This is a genomic window from Geomonas silvestris, from assembly GCF_014193515.1.
Lineage (GTDB): Bacteria > Desulfobacterota > Desulfuromonadia > Geobacterales > Geobacteraceae > Geomonas > Geomonas silvestris.
This window is the reverse complement of record NZ_BLXX01000011.1, coordinates 167,226-186,691: the sequence shown is the minus strand read 5'-3', so window position 1 is coordinate 186,691 and position 19,466 is coordinate 167,226. Positions and strand designations below refer to the sequence as shown.

General features: G+C 59.4%; 18 protein-coding genes. 12 read left to right on the top strand and 6 right to left on the bottom strand.

Translation table 11 applies throughout. The features are described from left to right. Positions 1-46 precede the first annotated feature (46 nt). From GMST_RS16635 to GMST_RS16610, 6 genes are all read left to right on the top strand, one after another. Complete coding sequence (locus GMST_RS16635; protein WP_183355822.1) at positions 47-799, top strand: SDR family NAD(P)-dependent oxidoreductase; 753 nt, start codon at positions 47-49, stop codon at positions 797-799. A 530-nt stretch (positions 800-1,329) separates the two neighbouring features. Next, positions 1,330-2,286 (top strand): CsgG/HfaB family protein, encoded by a 957-nt coding sequence (locus GMST_RS16630; protein WP_198424569.1) that lies wholly within the window; start codon positions 1,330-1,332, stop codon positions 2,284-2,286. 11 nt (positions 2,287-2,297) lie between these two features. After that, on the top strand, positions 2,298-2,597 hold the full coding sequence (locus GMST_RS16625; protein ID WP_183355821.1) for a hypothetical protein: 300 nt from the start codon (positions 2,298-2,300) through the stop codon (positions 2,595-2,597). Beyond that, positions 2,594-2,953, top strand: coding sequence for a DUF4810 domain-containing protein (locus GMST_RS16620; RefSeq protein WP_183355820.1), 360 nt, complete (start codon positions 2,594-2,596; stop codon positions 2,951-2,953). The genes GMST_RS16625 and GMST_RS16620 overlap by 4 nt, the downstream gene beginning before the upstream one ends. Positions 2,954-2,966: 13 nt before the next feature. After that, positions 2,967-3,668, top strand: coding sequence for a GNA1162 family protein (locus tag GMST_RS16615; RefSeq protein WP_183355819.1), 702 nt, complete (start codon positions 2,967-2,969; stop codon positions 3,666-3,668). A 189-nt stretch (positions 3,669-3,857) separates the two neighbouring features. Further along, entirely contained in the window at positions 3,858-4,301 is a 444-nt protein-coding gene (locus GMST_RS16610; protein WP_183355818.1) for an SRPBCC family protein, read from the top strand. Between the two features lie 10 nt (positions 4,302-4,311). On the opposite strand, the gene GMST_RS16605 is transcribed toward GMST_RS16610, so the two are convergent. Beyond that, the gene (locus GMST_RS16605; RefSeq protein WP_183355817.1) at positions 4,312-5,826 is read right to left on the bottom strand and encodes a hypothetical protein; all 1,515 of its coding nucleotides are present in this window, start codon (positions 5,824-5,826) and stop codon (positions 4,312-4,314) included. A gap of 209 nt (positions 5,827-6,035) precedes the next feature. Between GMST_RS16605 and GMST_RS16600 the strand changes: the two genes are divergently transcribed. Then, positions 6,036-6,674 (top strand): NADPH-dependent F420 reductase, encoded by a 639-nt coding sequence (locus GMST_RS16600; protein WP_183355816.1) that lies wholly within the window; start codon positions 6,036-6,038, stop codon positions 6,672-6,674. 104 nt (positions 6,675-6,778) lie between these two features. On the opposite strand, the gene GMST_RS16595 is transcribed toward GMST_RS16600, so the two are convergent. Further along, positions 6,779-7,255: an FKBP-type peptidyl-prolyl cis-trans isomerase gene (locus GMST_RS16595; protein ID WP_183355815.1), complete on the bottom strand. Its 477-nt coding sequence runs from the start codon at positions 7,253-7,255 to the stop codon at positions 6,779-6,781. Between the two features lie 475 nt (positions 7,256-7,730). On the opposite strand from GMST_RS16595, the gene GMST_RS16590 reads away from it, so the two are divergent. Both GMST_RS16590 and GMST_RS16585 read left to right on the top strand, forming a co-directional pair. Next, positions 7,731-8,156, top strand: coding sequence for a hypothetical protein (locus GMST_RS16590; protein WP_183355814.1), 426 nt, complete (start codon positions 7,731-7,733; stop codon positions 8,154-8,156). A 363-nt stretch (positions 8,157-8,519) separates the two neighbouring features. Beyond that, positions 8,520-9,971, top strand: coding sequence for an ATP-binding protein (locus tag GMST_RS16585; RefSeq protein WP_183355813.1), 1,452 nt, complete (start codon positions 8,520-8,522; stop codon positions 9,969-9,971). Positions 9,972-9,982: 11 nt separating this feature from the next. Here GMST_RS16585 and GMST_RS16580 read toward each other — a convergent pair whose 3' ends face one another. Beyond that, a complete protein-coding gene (locus GMST_RS16580; protein ID WP_183355812.1) occupies positions 9,983-10,759 on the bottom strand; it encodes a dolichyl-phosphate beta-glucosyltransferase in 777 nt (258 codons plus the stop codon). 181 nt (positions 10,760-10,940) lie between these two features. Between GMST_RS16580 and GMST_RS16575 the strand changes: the two genes are divergently transcribed. Then, positions 10,941-11,279: an HIT domain-containing protein gene (locus GMST_RS16575; RefSeq protein ID WP_183355811.1), complete on the top strand. Its 339-nt coding sequence runs from the start codon at positions 10,941-10,943 to the stop codon at positions 11,277-11,279. Between the two features lie 141 nt (positions 11,280-11,420). On the opposite strand, the gene GMST_RS16570 is transcribed toward GMST_RS16575, so the two are convergent. The 3 genes from GMST_RS16570 to GMST_RS16560 all read right to left on the bottom strand — a co-directional run bounded on the left by GMST_RS16570 (position 11,421) and on the right by GMST_RS16560 (position 17,212). Continuing rightward, complete coding sequence (locus tag GMST_RS16570; protein ID WP_183355810.1) at positions 11,421-14,201, bottom strand: GPMC system transcriptional regulator; 2,781 nt, start codon at positions 14,199-14,201, stop codon at positions 11,421-11,423. 350 nt (positions 14,202-14,551) lie between these two features. After that, positions 14,552-16,393 carry a TIGR04442 family protein gene (locus tag GMST_RS16565; protein ID WP_183355809.1) on the bottom strand — a complete coding sequence of 614 codons (1,842 nt, stop codon included), beginning with the start codon at positions 16,391-16,393 and terminating at the stop codon, positions 14,552-14,554. A gap of 60 nt (positions 16,394-16,453) precedes the next feature. Then, positions 16,454-17,212 (bottom strand): GPMC system MBL fold metallohydrolase, encoded by a 759-nt coding sequence (locus tag GMST_RS16560; protein WP_183355808.1) that lies wholly within the window; start codon positions 17,210-17,212, stop codon positions 16,454-16,456. 223 nt (positions 17,213-17,435) lie between these two features. On the opposite strand from GMST_RS16560, the gene GMST_RS16555 reads away from it, so the two are divergent. Further along, positions 17,436-18,470, top strand: a complete 1,035-nt coding sequence (locus GMST_RS16555) for a GPMC system family 4 glycosyltransferase (RefSeq protein ID WP_183355807.1) — start codon at positions 17,436-17,438, stop codon at positions 18,468-18,470. A gap of 239 nt (positions 18,471-18,709) precedes the next feature. Then, positions 18,710-19,177 (top strand): CHRD domain-containing protein, encoded by a 468-nt coding sequence (locus GMST_RS16550; protein WP_183355806.1) that lies wholly within the window; start codon positions 18,710-18,712, stop codon positions 19,175-19,177. The last annotated feature ends 289 nt before the right edge of the window (positions 19,178-19,466 follow it).

The following is a 19,466-nucleotide window of genomic DNA, read 5'->3' as shown; positions in this document are numbered from 1 at the left end:
GAGGAACTCAACAACGCAACGGCTAACCGTCAAAAGGAGAACGATCATGACTGGAAAATTGGAGGGTAAGGTAGCACTCGTCACGGGGGCTTCGAAAGGGATCGGCGCCGAGATAGCGCTGCAGCTGGCGGCAGCCGGTGCCGCGGTAGCCGTCAACTACAGCTCGAGCAAGGAAGGGGCGGACCGGGTGGTCGCACAGATCGTGAAAGACGGCGGCAGGGCCGTCGCCATCCACGCGAACCTGGCCAAACCCGAGGAGGTGCGGGGGCTGGTCGAGGCGACGAAAGAGGCCTTTGGCGCCTTGGACGTCCTGGTGAACAACGCGGGGGTCTACGAGTTCGCCCCCCTGGAAGGGATCACCCCGGAACACTTCCACCGGCAGTTCGATCTGAACGTCCTGGGACTTTTGCTGGTATCGCAGGAAGCCGCGCGCATCTTCGGCGAGAAGGGGGGGAGCATCGTCAACATAAGTTCTGGCGTGTCGACCATCGCCCCGGCCAATTCGGCGGTCTACACGGCGACCAAGGCGTCGGTCGACGCCATCACCATGGTGCTCGCCAAGGAGCTCGCGCCGCGCAAGATCCGCGTCAATGCGGTGAACCCCGGCATGGTGGTGACCGAAGGGGTGCAGAGTGCCGGCTTCCATGAGGGGCCGATGCGCGAGTGGATCGAGGCGACCACGCCGTTGGCCCGCGTCGGCACGGTCGGGGAGATCGCGGGGCCGGTGGTCTTTCTCGCCTCGGACGACGCGGCTTACATCACCGGCGAGACGCTGCATGTGACCGGCGGTCTGCGCTGAGGTACCGAAAGAGCCCGGTTTCCCGGTCTCCATCTACACATCGTTGAAGGCTAGAAGAGGTTACGGCTTATGCTGTAACCTCTTTTTTTTCGGGCAGGCGCAATTAACCGAGGTGCGTCCTACGGCTCTGCCTGTAGTCCCGAGCGCCAGCGGGGCTGACAACCCGGAGTCTGAGACGTTTCCCGGGAAAGTGCGGGGAGCACCGGTCGGAGTCATGCGGGCCTTATGGCATTCGTCTTGAGAGGCCAAATCGACGGAACAAAGGAGTGGGGCATGCCGGGTGAATCGTCCGGCATGCGGGGGGCGAGATCTGTGCTGGTGGAGACGGGACTTGCCGACTTTCTCTGTCATTGTATTTAAATGTCTTGGTGGTTTTGTAGTGGAAATTAATATTAGAAAAGTTGCGCGGTAAATAGAAAGAAGCTTATTAAAAAAGAAATTGTAAGCAAAAAAATGTTCCTCCCAAAGAATGATTCTCGTTGGTTCGCCTTGTCGCTGTGTCCAGATGGTTGTTGATTCAGGAGGGAAATGTGAAACAAAAATATTTAAGTTTGCTAGTGGCTGTTGGACTATTGAGCGGATGTGCCGCCGCGACGGTGGTCAACGAACCAAACGGCGATATGAGGACCGGTACTCCTATAGTAGCACCGGCTCTCAAGCAACAGCTCGAATCGAGGACCTTAAAGCGCAAGGTGGCGATAGCGAGGTTCTCCAACGAAACGAAGTACGGCAACAACTTCCTTATGGACAACTACGGGGACCGGGTCGGCAAGCAGGCTTCCGACATCCTCGCAGCCCGACTCACCGAGACCAACAAGTTCATCATGCTGGAACGTGCCGACTTCAACCGGGTCCAGGACGAGGTGGAGCACGGCCGGATCGCTGCCATCAACGTCCCTGCGGACTACCTGATCATCGGCTCCGTTTCCGAGTTCGGCAGAAAGGACACCAGCGAGGTAGGAGTGTTCAGCCGCTCCAAGAAACAGACTGCCTACGCGAAGGTGAACATCAGGCTGGTCGATACCAAGACCGGCCAGGTGGTCTTTGGTACTGAAGGCTCCGGCGAAGCGGCCAGCGAGGTCGGTTCGACTCTGGGGGTCGGCAGCCGGGCGGGCTACGACGCCACCCTCGACGACAAGGCGATCTCCGCGGCGATCACCAAGATGATCGGTAACGTCATCGACAAGCTGCTCGACAAGCCCTGGAGGAGCTACGTGCTCTCCTTCACCAACGGCCAGTACATCATTGCCGGTGGGAAGGCGCAGGGGATCAAGGTAAACGACGAGTTTGCCGTCTATAAGAAGGGGCAGGTCATCGCGAATCCGCAGACCGGGTTGCCGATCGAACTGCCGGGGGTGAGCTTAGGGAAGATCAAGGTGGTGACCACACTCGGATCCACCGTGGATGACGAGGTGAGCCTCTGTGTTCCGGCATCAGGGGCGCAATTGCCCGACCGGGATTTCGACAAGTTGTACATCTCGCAGTGAGGGGGGGGGGCGTGAAAAAGATAAGCATCCAAATCGTGACGGCGTTGCTGTTGATCATCGGGCTCTGCTCGTGTCGCAACACCAACATCATCACCGGAACGAGCTACGGTATCATCTCGTTTACCGGCGAGTACGAAAAAGCCATGCTGTACCTGGACGACCGGGCTCCTATCGCGATCACCTCGGACAATAACGTGTCCAAGATCGGCGAGGGGACGCACCGTGTGAAAATCGAGAAAAATGGTGTAACCGTGGTGCTCAAGACGGTGTACATCGTAAATGACGTGACTACGGAGGTACATGTACCGTGACAAGATCCCTTGCCCTGGCCCTGGCGGCGCTCACCCTTGCCGGGTGTGCCACAAAACCCGTCTACTACTACGGCGACTACACCAAGACGCAGCTCGAGTATGTTCGCGAGCCCAATGAGCAGACCATGAAACAGAGGTTCGAAGCGCTGGACGACATCATTGCGAACTCGAAGGACAAAAGTTCCAGTGGCAGAGTGCCGCCGGGAATCTATGCGGACTACGGCTACTTGCTCACCGTTACCGGGAAAAACGCCGAGGCTGTGGCCAAGTACAAGCAGGAGCGGGAGTTGTACCCCGAGTCCGCCGTTTTCGTCGACTACATGATCAACAAGACCAACAGCAAAACTGTAAAATAAGCGGAGGAGAACCGTGAGACATTTAATCGCGTTGGTGCTTGTGGCGGGCGTACTGTCAGGTTGCGTACCGAAGAAAATTACCAAGGCGGAAGCCTTCCCCAACATGTACCAGAACATGCCGGTGACGGTGCTGGTGCTGCCCCCTATCAACAATACGACGGCCGCCGATGCCTCCGACTGCCTCACCACGACCCTTACACCGGCACTTGGCGCGGTCGGATTCTACTCGTACCCGGCGATGGCTATCTCGGACATCCTGAAGTCCGAGGGGATCAGTTCGTCCGAAATGCTGCTCAACGTTCCCCCGAGCAAATTCAAGCAGTACTTCGGCGCCGACGGGGTCATGTACATCACCATCGACCAGTGGGACACCAGCTACTACGTGATCGGCGGGCATGTCACCGTGGGGATCACCTACGTGTTGAAATCGACTACGAGCGGGGAGACTCTCTGGCAGTACCGGAACGTCTTGCAGGTGAGTACGGCCGGGCAGAATTCAGGCGGAGGGATCGCTGGGCTCATCGTCCAGGCCGTCGCCACGGCGGTGAAGACCGCGATGCAGGATTACGTTCCGGTAGCGAACCAGCTGAACTTCATCTCGCTCAACACCGTTCCCTTCGGAAAATACCACCCGGAGCACGGCAAGGACCAGGGTGCCTTGGTGGTCTTTGAGAAAAACGCGAAGTTCGACGAGAAGGCCGCTGCGAAGAAGTAAAGCCTTCCGCAAATGTTGAAAGACACAAGAAAAGCCCTGGTTGCCGGGGCTTTTCTCGTTGGGGCAGAGCCCTTTCCTCTCGCCTCGGTGTTTTTCCTCCTCGTAGTGAACCTTCCGGCGCTGGTATAATCCCAGAAGAGGTAAAGCTGTCTCCGTCTCGGTAACTTCAGTCTGAAGGAGGAAACGATCATGTCCACGAACAGTGTCACGCTGCACCGGGTACTTCGGGCCAAGCCCGAGAAGGTTTACCGCGCTTTTCTCGATGCCGACGCCATGGCTAAATGGCTTCCGCCGCACGGCTTTACCGGCAAGGTGCACCACCTGGATGCCCGGGTGGACGGCGACTACCGCATGTCTTTCACCAACTTCAGTACCGGCCAAAGCCACTTCTTCGGCGGCAGTTACCTGGAACTGGTCCCCAACGAGAAGATCCGGCACACGGACCGCTTCGACGACCCGAATCTCCCCGGAGAGATGGTGGTGACGGTTTCCCTGCGCAAGGTCTCCTGCGGGACGGAACTCAGCATCGTGCAGGAAGGGATACCCGAGGCGATCCCGGTGGAAGGGTGCTATCTCGGCTGGCAGGAGTCGCTCACGCTTTTGGCGCAACTCGTCGAGGCGGATATCCCCTGACGTTCGAGTCCTAGGGTGGGGGAGGTAGGATAGGAAAGTCTTTCCGTTTGGAAGTTTTCGCGAGGTAGTTGTTGAGAAGTAGGAGAATATTGATCTCATCACCTTTGAAATCTTCATCTATGATGAGATCGCCGATCCTGCGAAAAAAGTTGGGTAATTGGCCCCGACACGCATCGACGCAGGCTGCCAGACGCTCAGGGTACATCCTCACATCGAGAATCGTGCGGTACGGTTCCCCATTGTCACTGCCAGCTAAGAGAGCAGTAGCCCATTGCTGGGTTTGATTCAGGTTGATCAAGTCTAAACGAAGATAGATCTGGTGGAATAATTCCGTGACCATATCACTATGAATAGTGCTGTCGGAAACGATATTCAGGAATTTTTCAATAATTCCCATCTTTGTCCGACTTGTATGCCAAATAATTGCAGTTATTGTGACTCCTGAGAATAAAAGCGAATAAGAAATATAACTAAAATTAACAGGTGTATTGATTAAAGTTAGAATAGTCTCCACAGTTCCTATGGAAATTAATGCAACGTTCAATAAAATGCTGCCTGATACGAATGGTGTTAGATAAAAGGCAGTTCTGTTACGTTTAAAATCGATTCTCGACAACATTACGGAAATTGCTGTCGCAGCGACAGCGATGACCAACAATAGGAAGGTACCCCAGACATAGAAGGTACTGAGCCTCTCAAAATTTTGCGCCAAGAACGATGCCGTTATTTTGAACCCACCGGCAAGCATAGTGAGCCCAAGAGCGGCACAGGCAAGGTATAACGCCTGGGTCGAGTGGCTGAACATGTCGTAATGGAGATTGAACGATTCGGAAGGGACGCGGATCTCCTTGATTTGTGCAAATTCAGTAACCAGAATTTCTCCATCTGAAGGATGATGCCCGGAGGGGGAGTCTGGGGATATTTTGCGATAGTTCCTGAGTATTACCTGCTTCTGCTCCTCCTTTATCGAAGAAACAAGCAGTTCCCCGTCTATTATGTCCTCCCCTGCTTTAAGTTTGATCCTCCCATGGCTTTTGACCCTCATCAGCAGGTGATCCCAGGTAAGGCCATAGGTGTAAATGGGGTATTTAAGCCCTGTCTTTGATCTGATCCAGTGGAGAAAGCTTGTACGTGCCTTTATCGCTGACAGACAGCCGAAAACCAGGCCAAGACCCGTAGCCGTAAGTAAGAAGGACCAGAACAAGTGCCCTAAGATAAGGTCGTGAATGGCGTTGATCGTCCGCAGTAGGTAGCTGGATGGACAGCAAAGGTTATCAATGGCGTTCGTCGGGCTGAGGCTGAGATTTCGGTCAAGGCAGAATAGCTCTGGGAAAAGGATCACAAAGCAGAGCGGCGAAAAGATAAATAGTATGAAACCAATGATAATCGTTAGGAGGATAGCGATTTTATATTCAAGATCTTTGTAGATGTTGTGCCCCGATACGAGCGACGCAATGTAAAAGACCGTGGCGCCGAAGACAATGAAGGCTGCGCTGAGAATCGTCCGCAACTCCGCCAAGTCCATGGTTACCTCCAAAACTCATCATCGCTGCGCATAAGATTGTAGAGTTCTAATTTAATCTGGCAAGTGGAGGTACGGTTAGGGCACCTTGAAGATCCCTGCCCGTTTTCTACCCCTCGATGCTTGGTCCCCTTTCCTCGCCCCATGAGTTGTATTACGATGAACTAAGCAGCATGGGCACCGTAACCGGAACAGTCGTGGAGGAGACGAAGATGAAGGTAACAAGAATCGGCATCGTCGGATCTGGTCATATCGGGGGCAACCTGGGGATTCTGCTCGGCAAGGCGGGCTACGAGATCTTCTTCAGCTCGAGGCACCCCGAAGCGCTGCAGGGACTGGTCGCAGAGGCGGGAGCGAGCGCCCGCACGGGGACGGTGGACGAGGCCATCGCCTTCGGCGACGTGGTCATCCTCTCCATTCCGCTTATGAGCTACCGCGAGTTGGAGCGGGAGACGAAGCAGGCCCTGAAGGGAAAAATCGTCATCGATACCTCGAACCCCTACCCGGAGCGGGACGGGGTGATGGCGATCGAGGCGCGGCAGGACTCGGGCGGCATGGGGACGGTGGTCTCCCGCCTGCTGCCCGAGGCGAGGATCGTGAGGGCGTTCAACTCGGTCTACTTCGAAGATCTCAAAAAGGGTGTCAACAAGAAGGGCGAGAGGATCGGCATCCCTATCGCAAGCGACGACCCTGAAGCCATTGACGTGGCCGTAGAGCTGGCACAGAAAGCGGGGCTCGATCCTGTCGTGGTGGGAGGCCTCAGGCAGTCGAAACTCTTCGACGTCGGCACCGCGGTCTATGCCACCAGCGCTTCGGCCAGGGAGATCAAAGAGAGACTCGGGATCGAGTAGGCAAACAAAAAAATGCCACCGTTGGAAACCAAGCGAGGGCCGGTCATAAATGACCGGCCCTCGTGCGTTCTGCTTTTCGCTGTCAATCGTCGATCGTCAACTGCTTATCCCCTGCGTCTCTCCTTAATCGAGGCGAGCTCCTCTTGGGTGGCCTCGCGGATCGCTACCACCGTGCAGTCGAAGACGAGCGCCATGCCCGCCAACGGGTGATTGGCGTCGAGGACTGCCTTGCCTTCGGCGATGTCGGTCACCGTCGCATAGGCGGGCGGTGCGTCGCTGTCGTCGGGGAGGCTTCCCTCCAGCTGCATGCCGACCTCCAGGGGTTGCGGGAGCTGCTCGACGGGGACCATGTCCACCAGTTCGGGGTCGTATTCGCCGAAGGCTTCTGCGGGCTGCAGTTTTACCGTGGCGGAATAGCCGACGCTCTGCCCCTCGAGGGCCGCCTCAACCGGCGCGAAGATGCCGCCGTAGCCGCCATGCAGGTACTGAAGCTGCTCGTCGTCCGCCTTGATCAGGTTGCCGTCGGTATCGGCAACGGTGTAGCTGAGAGTAACGACTGTATTGTTCGTGATCGTGCTCATGGTCCGTCCTTCGAAAAGTTGATGGGCAGCCGGCAATTTCCAGGGCCGGCACGCACAGAAGGGGACATCATAGCATAAAAGGCCGCCAAAACTACCGTGAACATCTTCCCTGCGTTCGAGGCCCCCGGCGGAGGCTGGCGGGGAACTTGGACCGGGTGAGGACCGGTGCAGGTCTGACTGAAGCACGCGGTGCCGGCCTTTCGGGCAAATCCCCCTGTTCCTCCTGAAGCGGATGGTACACTCAGCCTTTTTTAATTTACTTTCGGTGTGACATCTCCTATATTCGCTCGGGTCGTGCCAGGTGTGGGAGCGGTGCGACAGGATCTTTCACGGCGGCGGATGCCGCTTGAAGTGTGCGTCGAAAGTTTATAACCCTGGCTCGGGCTATCTCGCAGGCTCCAGTAGCTGAAGGCCGGGCCGGGATGTCGAGAAGATACTGTTGTTGTGTAATTACTACAATTGGAGGGATGTATCTATGAAGCGTGTGCTGTATCTTCTTTTGGTTTTGGCTTTTGCTCTGCAGGGCTGCTCGATCTACAAGGCGGCAACCGCGCCGGCTCCGATTGCGCTGGAGAACGTGAAAAACGGTTCGAGCCGCATGACCATCGTGGGAACCCTGGGGGTTCCGAAGCTGTCGGAGATCAAGGAAAACACCAAGACCGATCTCTATGAGTTCGTCAACGGCAGCCCCGAAGGGACCAAGGCGAGGATCGTCGTCTACATCGCGGGCGACCTTTTCACGATCGGCCTGGCCGAGCTGGTGTTCTGGCCGATGGAGCTTGGCCTTGGGCAGGGTACCCCCGGGCGTGCGGTGGTGAGCTACGGCATGGACGATATCGCCAAGTCGGTCCTGCTCACCAAGGCCGACGGTTCCCCCTGGGAGTCGACGCAAACCCCGTAGCCGCAGCCGCCGTGGCGGTGCAGGGAGCCGGGATGTGCCTCGTCATCCGGAGCCCGCGCCGCCTCGGTTTTGCCACCTCGCCATTTCCCCCCTTTGCCTGCCCAAAGCTTCACGCGCTGTCGTTATCCGCGCAAAGTACCTAGCTGACCCGCCGTCAGATCGCTCCGCATTCTCACTTACTCCCCTGGCGCCTCAAACGTATAGGACCTGGCAAATCCGCACACTGTAAAGCTCCACCTCGTACAGGGCTGAAGACAACATCGCAGAATCTGATATCCTATCAGCTCATGAACGCCTGGGTGTGCTGTGAGAGAGCTTGAGTATAAGAGGCAGACTGTCAGTTCTGGGGGACGGATGGGGGTATTGAAAAACACGTTGAACAGATTCTGGAAGGCCCTTTCCGCTGTCTGCGCGGTGGCCCTTGCCGCCATGTTACAGGCCCAACTGCAGGATGTCGTCGGCGAGCGTTTCCCGCTGTTGTTTTTCTTCCCGGCAGTTACTCTGACCGCGCTTTATGGAGGTGCCACAGCAGGACTGCTGGCGACCTTTCTCTCCACGTTGCTGATATCCTACCAACTGGTTCCCCGCGGCCATTTCTTCATGGTCCAGCAGGCCTCGGACCGGGTCGGCCTGCTCGTCTTCATCATCAGCGGCACCGCTATCTGCCTCATCGTAAAAACACTGCATAATCTGCGCATCCGGGCTGCCGAAGCCGAGCTTCAGGCGAGGGTGGCCGAAGTGCGCAGGGCCGACGCCGCAAAGCTGCTGGAGAGCGAGGCACGCTACCGGATCCTGTTCGAGAACAACATGGACGCGGTCTTCCTGACGGTGCCCGACGGCACCGTGATTGCGGCGAACCCGGTAGCCTGCGCCATGTTCGGCAGGACCGAAGAGGAACTCTGTCGCATCGGGCGCGCGGGCGTCGTGGACCAGGGCGATCCAAGCCTGCAGGAGGCGCTGGCCCAACGCGTGCGGGAGGGGAGGCTGCAATGCGAGCTGACCTGCGTGCGCGGCGACGGTACCACGTTCGAGGCGGAGGTGAGCTCGGTCATCCTGCACGATGAAAACCACTCGTTTGTGATCATCCGCGACATCACGCCGCGCAAGTTGGCGGAGCAGACCCAGAAACGGTACGCCCAGCGGCTCATCGTGCAGGAGGAGGATCTGCGCAAGTCGATCGCCATGGACCTGCACGACCACGTCGGACAGCTGTTGGTGGCACTCGGGTTCAACCTTCGTCACCTGGGGCTGCGGGTGCCGGAGGGGGCCGCTGCGGACGTCCCGCAGATCCTGGAGGATTCGAGACTGCTCCTCAAGGACGTCAACACGAGTATCCGGGACCTGATGGCGGAGCTGCGCCCCCACCAGCTCGACACCCTGGGGTTGGTGGAGGCGATCCGCTCCTATGGAATGCGCTACCAGAAAAGGACCGGGATCAAGGTGGAGGTCCTGGCCGGCGAGGATTTCCCGCGCCTGGGGAGCACCCTTGAGACTGCGCTGTTCCGGATCACCCAGGAGGCGCTCAACAATACCTCCAAGTATTCAGGGGCCTCGAAGGTCACGGTGGTGCTGCACGATGCCGGCGGGGTAAGTCTCACCATAACCGACGACGGCAAGGGATTCGAACCGCAAAGCGACCTGCCGCAACCGACGGGCTCCGGCTGGGGGCTCACCATCATGCGCGAGCGGACGGAACTGCTGGGTGGCCGTTTCAGCCTGGAGACCGCGCCGGGCAGGGGGACGACCATCAGGGTGACGGTTAGAGACGAAGGGATGAGGCAGGGGGAGAGGCAGGGGCTAGGGAGTAAGGGCTAAGGGCTGGGGATTTACTTTCCGTGGCTTGAGAGGTTGGGGGGGAACGCCGGCTTTTCGCGGTCACGGTACAGGCAGCGCAGGTCGTTGCCCCGCACCGCGAGAATGTCGCGCAGCATGCGCAGGGAGTCGCGCACCAGGTCGACCTTGGTTCCCGGGATATCCACCCAGTTAACCGGAACCTCGGCGATGCTGAGACCACCTTTGCGTGCCAGGTAGAGGATCTCTACGTCGAAGCCGAAGTCGTCCAGCATCTGGAGGGAAAAGGTCCGGCGTACGGCAGTGTCGGTGAAGAGCTTGAAGCCGCATTGGGTATCTTGGAGGCCGGGAACGGCCAGCACCTGAACCACCGCGTTGAAGATGGTCCCCATGATCTTGCGGTGCAGCGTCCCGCGTACCCGGGTGGTTTTTCCCTTGATGGCGCGGGATCCGATGGCCAGGTCGGCGCCGTCGGCTATCGCCAGCTCCAGGCGCTCCAGTTCGGCAATGGGCGTGGCCCCGTCGGCGTCGGCAAAAAGCCGCAACTTCCCCGTTGTCTGCAGCATCCCGGCGCGCACCGCCGCTCCCTTGCCGCGGTTTTCGGGAAGACGCAGCAGCTGCAGGTGCCGGTAGCGGGACATGGCTTTTTCCACTACGGCCGCAGTGCCGTCCTGGCTGCCGTCGTCGACGACCAGCACTTCGTAGGCGCAGCCACGCCCCTCGAGGTACTGGCATACCTCGTCGAGGTAACGGGGCAGGCGCAGCTCCTCGTTGTAGGAGGGTATGACTACGGAGAGATGTGGGGAGCTCATTGTCGTACCTGCCCGAGAAACCGGTGAAAGTGGCTCAGACGATACCATCTTGCGGCCGTTTTAGTCAAAGTTTATGTGGCCTGAGGGAGAGGCAGCGGTTTCCATTTACTCGTCGTGCCGATTGGGATAGTCTGCGGCAGCTAAGCGCAGTACCTAACCGAAAAAAGGAGAACGCTGCAAGATGACGTCGTGTGACTTCTACTGTGAAAAGATCCTGACCGGCGCCATCGAGGTGCCGGTTTGCTACGAGAACGACCAGGTTCTCGCCTTCCACCACACAAACCCCATATGGGAGCACCATATCGTCCTGCTGCCCAAAAAGCATGTGGAGTCGCTGATCGCGCTGGAGGAGGCGGACAACGAGCTGCTTCTGGAACTGATGCGCGCGGCAAAGGCGCTTGCCGGCGACTTGATGGCCCGCTGCGGCGCGGCCCGCGTCTACACGAACCTGGGCGACTACCAGTCTTCGAAACACCTGCATTGGCACATCGGCTCGGGGAAGCAGCTGCGGCCGTATTGAGCGGGGCAGGGTGGCCGGCGACTGGGGACTGCGCGGGCTGGGAGCGTTGGGAGCGTTGGGAGCGTTGGGGGAGGCCGGAGTCACGGGCGAATGATTATTCGCCCCTACGACTTCCGGCCTTTCGTCTATCAGGCTACCTGTTCAGATCCTCACGGTTTTGTAGAGGAAGTTCTTGAACCTGAAAAAGCGCTTGCGCTCTTCCTCGTCCTCGAGGTTGGCACCCACGGCTTTGAGATGCCGCGCGATCTCGGGCATGGTCTTCCCCGCCTGGACGCGGCTCTTCTCGATCACCAGACAGACCACGTCGCGGGAGATCTTGCTCTGCGAGAAGGGCTCGTAGACCGCCTCCCAGAAGTCCTGCCCGGCCGCTATCGCACCGAGTATCCCGGCCGCCACCTCGTCGGCCAGCCGCTCGGCCGCCGGCACCACCTGGTCGCGGGAGCCGTCCCGTATCGCCCGCTTGATGTCCGCCCCGGTCACCACCTTCCCGCTTCTGAAGAAGAGCGCCCGCAATAAAATACTCCGCAACTCGCGGATGTTCCCCTGGTAGTTGTGGCCGACCAGCGCGTCCTTGGCGTCCTGGGAGAGGGCCGGCAACTCGTCGCGCCCTTCCTCGCGGCCGCGGTAGGTGCGGTAGAGCTTCCCCAGAAAGTGGGTGGCCAGGTCGGGGATGTCTTCGCGCCGCTCGTTTAACGACGGCACCACGACGGAGAGCTCGGTCAGTCGGTGGTAGAGGTCCTCGCGGAAGTTCCCGAGGCTTATCTCGCGGCGCAGGTCCTTGTTGGTGGCGGCGACCAGGAGGACGCGGCTGATCCTCTCGCGGTTCTCGCCAAGGCGCACGAAGCCACCGTTATCCAGAAAACGCAAAAGCTGCACCTGGGTCTTCGGGTCGGCGTCGCCGATCTCGTCCAGGAAGACCACCCCGCCTCCGGCCTCCTCGATGATCCCCTTGCGGTCGCTGTAGGCGCCGGTGAATGCCCCCTTGGTGTGCCCGAAGAGCTCGGAGTAGGTGAGCTCGCCGCTGTAGGCCGCGATGTTGGTCTTCTTCACCGGAAGCTCGCCGTCCGGGTTCACCTCTTTGCGGTAGAGCTCGTTCAGCTTGTTGTAGAGGTTGTTGAAGAAGAACTCCTTCCCGGCGCCGGTGGGGCCTAAGACCAGGATGGAGGGGAGCCCGATGGTCGCCTCCTGCAGGATGTTGCGGCTCCAAAGCGCGATCCGGTTCGCAAGTGGGACCGAGACCGTGTTGATGAACTCGACGATCTCCTGCGCCTTGCGGCTGTTGCCGATGATGTTCCCCAGGCGATAGGAGGAGACCTTGGGGTCCTTGTAGGCGATGTCGCTTTGCAGCTTGGTCACCTCGTTCTGAAGCCTCTCGATGCGCTGGATGTCCGAGATGTGCCGCGAGGTGAGCCGGTCGATGATCTGCAGGATCCGCTTGTGCTCCTCGGTGAAGTACCCCTCCTGCAGGGAGTTCAGGCAGATGACGGCGATCACCTGGTCGTCGGAGACCACCGGTACCGCCATCTCGCTCTTGATGAGCTCGCTCATGGAGCGGTGGAACCCCTGGTGTTGCCCGGCGTCGGAGACCTGGCCGATGATCTGCGGCTTCTTGGACCAGGCCACGTACCCGGTGAGGCTGCGCTCCTCGACGGGGAGTTCGGGGCCGCCGATCTTGAAGTGGGGGATCTTCTTCTTGATCCACTCCTTGTTCTTGGCGCCGACGATGTTCCCCTCCTCGTCCTCGACGACGAGCCACTTCTCCCCTTCGCGTTCCTCGACGATGGCGATGGAGCCGGTGTCGGCACCGATCAGCTCGGTCGCCTTGGAGAGCACCTTGGTGAGAAACTGGTGCAGCCCCTCGTTTCTCTCCTGCAAAAGATCGGAGATCTCGGAGAGGACCTTGATCTCCAGGTGCTCGCCCCCCACCTCGTTGATGACCCGCTCCACCATCTCGGCGTGGGTCTGCAACAGGCCGCGCTCGAACTCGGTGAAGCTGCCGCGCTGGCGGGTGAAGTAGTTGATGAGGCAGATGATGCGGTGCGTGTTGGGCTCGAAGCGCGGCACCATGTACAGGGAGCGCAGCGCCATCTCCTCGGTGAGCGCGCGGCGCTGGATGGTCTCGTCGCAGAGGTCCGGGACGTAGAGCGGTTTTAACAGCTGCTCGTCGACGATGATGCCGTTTTCGTTCACGTAGCGCGAGACGAGCGAGGTCCCCTGCTTGAGGCCGATGCTCCCCACGCTGTCGTAGGCGATCTTCAGTTCGGGATCCTCGGCGTGGCTCGCCAGCACCTCCATCCCCTCGCGGTTGGGGACCAGCACCGAGGCGAGGGTGAGACCGTCCACCAGGCGCACGGCGGAGCGCACCATGAAACCGGCCGCCTCGCGCCGCTTGTAGAGTTCGACCCGGCGCGCCAAGAGGAGCTGCTGGTGGTACTTGCGGGCCTGGTCGAGCCGCTCCCCGGACTTGGCGAGGAAGTGGGAAAGGATGGCGATCTGCTCTCCGGTCACTTCCATGCCGTCCAGGCAGGCGACGCCGATCGACTTCCCTTCGCTGGCGATGGGGAGGATGGCGCTGGCCTCGATTTCGAAGCGGGCGGAGAATTCGCGGTCCAGGGGGAGGCCGGTCTCGGTGGGGCGGTTTAAGCGGGCAACCTTCTGGTTCACGAAGGTGAGGGAGACCGCGGCTTCGCTGGAGATGATGGGGAAGGTTTCCTCGCGGATGTCATCGGCGAAGTCGCCGCAGGCGAAGGCGCAGGAGAGCGCGCCGCGGGTCAGATCCTCGAGGTAGATGCGGACCCGCTCGACCGAGGAGATGAGCCGCACCCCTTCGCTCACCATGTGGAGCGTCTCGTCCAGGTTTTCCTTGCCGAAGGAGGCGATCTTGTCGCTGATCCGGGTCAACTGCTCGTTGATGACTGCCATTTTTACCTCTGAGTAAAAAATTTACACAGTGGGTACTTTAGGGAAAATCGTCGGGAAAGTCAAAAGCAAAGGCCCTAGCACGCGGATGACGCGGACCTTGCGGGCTTCCGGATGTCCTCGGATAAAACCCGGACCCCAACGGCAAGGGAAAAAGGAGTCAACGCTGCCAACACGTTTTTAGGGGAAGAGCAAAAAAAGAAACAGGGATGAAGAGGATGAAGGGGATACCACCAAACCGGAAAGGGTGAAGAACAACACCTGACGAAAAGCCAGCACCCGACAAAAGTAGCGCTTTGGTGCGCCTTCCGTTGCACGGGGTTTTCGTTGCCAAGTGTCCATTGTTAATTGAATCAGTTAAGCCCCTTGCGGATCTGGTACAGCTCCTCCAGGTTCAGGTCGTTCAGCTCGAAGAACTCGCGCTCGAGCTCCTCGACGTAGAAGCGGTCCAGGCCGGAGTTTTCCAGGAAGTCCTCCCTGAGCGAGCCGTTCTTCTCGGCGATGATCTGGGGCAGGAGGTTGTGGATGTAGATCGCCTCTTTCTTGATGGCCAGGATGGTCTCGTGGAACAGGTGCTCGGGGATCTCCCCCTCGACGAGCTTCTTGTGGTTCAGCTCCTCGGTGAGCTCTTTCTGGAGGGCCTCCTGGTCTGCCTTGGTGCTGTACTTGGAGTAGAAGTTGCGGATCCGCTCTTTTACGTGCTCGAGCAGGATCAGGTAGAGCCGCTCGTCGCTGTCGATCTGCTGCAGCTTCTCCAGAAGTGCCGTGATGGTGAGCCGGTTCTCCTCGATGAGTTTCAACCCCTCGGCCAGGTGGATCACCTTCTTGCGCCCGTAGTTCCCCAGGTACTTGTCCTCGAAGATGCCGGAGAGAAAGAGCTTGGTGAAGAGCCCCGGGGCCAGGAGGTCGAAGGCGTTCTTGTTCCCCAAGAGGCTCCGGATCATCTCCTCGGAGATCTTCACGTTCTCCATGAAGGCCAGCTGGTTGATTGCAGAGGAGGTGGCGTCGTAGCGGTCGAAGTAGGTGATGATGTACGAGTACCCCTCGAGGATGGAGATGTCGGCGCCGTCGCGGATCTTCTCGTCGCAGACCTTGCTCGCGTCTAAAAGCATCTCCTCGAAGGCATGGTCGCGGTTCTCGGCGGCCTGCTTCTTGGCGAAGAGGAGCTTCAGCATGTCCTCGGTGTCGATGGTGCTCTCGATGTGGCGCTCGGAGAGGAACATCCCCTCGAGGATCTGCCGGGTCTCGGAGATGTAGTTGCTCTCCTCGAGGTCGACCAGCTTCTTGTCCTTCTTGAGCATCTCGTCGAGGGTGTAAAAGAGCGCGCCGGGGATCTTGTTGCGGACCGAGAGGGTCTTAAGCCGGGTGAGGCGGGCGTTTTCCAGCTTGTTGATCTCGCCCTTCCTGTTGCAGGCGATCAGGATGTTCTTGTACTCGTCGACGATGCGCCGGTTGTCCGGGTGCTTGTACATCACGTCGATACGGATGCGCTCCTGCTGGTAGCGGTCGATGCCGTACCGCTCGGCCAGTTGGGAGAGCCTCTGGAATTCCGCGTCGGTGATCTTCTTGTTGCTGAAGTAGAGGTTGCGGAAGGTCTCGGAGTACTCGCGGTGCCGGGAGTTGATCAGCTTGAAGAGGAAGAGGTGTGCGCTCGGCTCCTCGACGAGGCTTAAGATTTCCTCGATGATCAGGTTGTCGTGCTCGAGCCCTACCGCGTCGGAGCGCTTGAGCGCCTTACCGAGCACCTTGACGATGCGCTCTTGCTGGTCGTGCAAGGGGCCGGTGAAATCTGCTCCGGTCAGCGCGAAGAAGTAGTTGAACACGGCGTTGCCGTCGAAGAAGATCTTTTCGAAACTGTGGTAGCCGTCGGTGCGGTCGGAAAACTTGAGGGTGCCGCTTTTCTGGTCGTAGTGGGTGCCGTAGACCACCAGGCGGTTCGATACCTCCTCCTTGGCGAGGTCGGCGATCGGCTGGTCCACCCCGAACATGTACTCGCAGAAGGAACCGCCGTTGCCGCGGTGGCTGATGCCGTCGCGGCCGATGATGAACTCGTTGCCGGGGGAGAAGAAACGGATCTCGGAATCGGCTTGGTCCGAGTTGTAGAAGTAGCGGTTGTACGCTTCGCTGCCCGCGGTTATCGCATAGAATTCAATCTGATCATTGGCATAGCCGTGCAGTCGAATGTCTCTGAACATCAGTTCCGTCCGTTTCGTGCGGCTTGGGATGGTGGTGCGAGCGACTCCGCGCTCAAAAAATCATGGCAGCTCGATGACCATGCCGTCGTAGGCGAACTCCACCCCCGGCGGCAGGCGCTCGCCGTCCTTGTGGCGCACCTCGTGGGTGAGATGGGTGAGAACCGCGCGGCGCGGGCGCAGCTCCTCGACCACCTTGAGCGCCCCTTCTATGTTGAAATGGTTGGGATGCGGGGAGTAGCGCAGGGCGTCGATGATCAACAGGTCGAGGTCCTGCAACAAGGCCCGGGAACTCTCGGGAATGGCGCTGCAGTCGGTGAGGTAGGCCGCCGTGCCGAACCGGTAGCCGGTGGCCTGGAACGAGCCGTGCTCGATGGGGACCGGCACGACCTGGCAGCCGAAGAGTTCGAAGGGGGCCTCGACGCTGCGGGGCTCCATGAGCTGCGAGTATCCCTCGCTGGAGAGCCCGTCGAAGATATAGGAAAAGCTGCGGGTTACCTGCTCCATCGTTTCGGGGCTTCCGTAGCAGGGGATGATGCGGCGGTGGATGAAGTGGAAGCCGCGCAGGTCGTCGATGCCGTGGATGTGGTCGGCGTGGGTGTGGGTCAAAAGCACTGCGTCGATGTGCGGTATCCCCTCGCGCAGCATCTGGTTGCGAAGGTCGGTCGAGGCGTCCACCAGAATGCGCCCGCCGCCGCACTCGACCAGGATGGAAGCGCGGGTTCTCTTGTCGTGCCGGTCGGTGGAATCGCAGACCTGACAGTGGCAACCGACCATGGGAATGCCGGTCGAGGTGCCAGAGCCGAGGATGGTAATTTTCATGTGTCGGACCTCGTAATGGCGCGTAACGTAGCATGATTGCGGCATCGAGGCAAGGGGTTTGTCCCTTGCCTGACGCGGCTTTTGCGGCTATGATGGAGTCATTCCACTAAGTTGGAGCGGCCCCTCTCCCCTCGGCGGTCTCGCGTACTCCGGGGGCGAAACACCCAGGGGATCGGCGCTGGGCTCATGAAGGATACCTAGGCTCCCCCAAAAAGGATTGTAAATGCGTGTCTGCCTCATTGCACCCAACTATTTTCCCGCCGAGAACGGCAATGCCGTGACCGTTCGGCGCATCGAGCGCCACCTGAGACTCTTGGGGTGCGAGGTCCGGGTTTTCCAGGTGGACAAGATGGCCGGCGAGGAGCTTCTGGCCGGCGTCAAGGAGTTCGCCCCGGACCTTCTGCACGCCTTCCACGGCTACCATGGCGGAAGGATGGCACACGCCATCGCCGAAGAGCTGAAACTCCCCTACTTGATTACCCTGACCGGCACCGACGTCTACCAGGCGCTCGACGACCACCGCAGCTTCGACACCCACGCCGCCTTGAAGGGGGCGGTCAGGCTGGTGGCGTTTCACGCCTACGTGAAAAGGCGCCTGGGGGAGCACCTGCCGAGCATGGAGGAGCGCACCGTGGTGATCCCGCAGGGGGTGGAACTGCCGAGCCTGCCGGCGCTGCCGGTCCCGGCGCAGAATGAGGAGTGCACCTTCCTGCTCCCCGCGGGGCTGCGTCCGGTGAAAAACGTGCTCTTCCCGCTGCAGCCGCTGGCGGCACTGCACGCACTCTACCCGGGGATCAAGCTCCTCTTGGTGGGGCCGGTGATCGACGCGGGGTACGCCGCCGAGGTGATGGACGCGCTCGAGCAGTACCCGTTTGCCCGCTACCTGGGAACCGTGGGGCACGACGCCATGGGGAACCTGTACCGCAGCGCCGACGTGGTGCTGAACAGTTCGCTCATCGAGGGGGGGATGTCCAACGCGGTCCTGGAGGCTCTCTCGCACGCCAAGCCGCTTTTGGTGACCGACATCGAGGGGAACCGCTCCATTATCAAGGAGTGCCACACCGGGATGCTCTACCGCGATGTCGGGGAGTTCTACCGCAAGGCGGAGCACCTGGCGACCGACCCGGCGCTGCGCGAGCGGCTGGGGCAAAACGGCCGCAGCCTGGTGCGGGACAAGTACCCCCCGGAGCGCGAGGCGGAGGCATACCTGGAGCTGTACCGGGAGATCGTTGGCCTGGTAAAAGCGACAAATGCCTGAACCATAGAGGACACAGAGGCACTCAGAGGAAACCCGGGACGGCAACGTTTCGGGTTTTTTTGTAATCAAAGCTCTCTCTTCTTCCCCTGCGCTCCACTGCGCCTCTGTGGTTTATTGCTTTGCGGTTTATTGATGTTGCCGTGGCTTTTGTTGCCCATTGACCCCCAAAAACCCTTCCTGTTAACATGAAACAATGCCAAGCTGGCAACAGCCCAACGAAGGGCTAGAGGAGGCACGCAATGAGATACCTTAAACTGCTGTTGTTTGTGGTTCTGGCGGTGGTGTTTGCGGCGACGACGGGGCTCGCCAAGGAGACGCACTTCAAAGCCAAGCTCACTCCCAAGGAGGAGACTCAAAAGCCGAATTCGAAGGCTTCGGGAAAGGCGGAGTTCAAGCTCACCAAGGACGGCAAGACGCTCTACTACAAGCTGGAGGTAAAGAACATCGTGGACGCCACGGCGGCTCACATCCACCTGGCGAAGAAGGGTGAAAACGGCCCGCCTATCGCCGGGCTCTTCAGCGCGGAAAAGAAAGGGAAGTTCAGCGGGAAGCTGGCGGAAGGTGCCATCTCGGACAAGGACCTGATCGGTCCGCTGCAGGGTAAAACGGTGGAAGACCTGATCCACGTCTTCGAAGCGGAACAGGCCTACGTGAACGTGCACACCGAGGCGAACCCGGACGGCGAAATCCGCGGGCAGATAAAGTAGCTCGATCAAGGCCAGTCAAAGCCTGACCACAGAGGACACAGAGGCACACAGAGGAAACCCGGGACAGCAAGGTTTTTCGGTTGTCGTGGTGACCTCTCTTTGCCGCAAGAAGGCACAAAAGACACAAAAGAACCCCACCAACTGTTCGGCCATCTCCCTGAGCGAAGAGGCGAACCGGTTTTGGTGGGGTTTCTTTTTGTGAATTTTGTGCCTTTTGGTGGCTGAAGGGATTTTGAGCCTGCGTTTTGTTTATGCCTTTCCCGTTCTGGTTTTTCCTCTGTGTACCTCT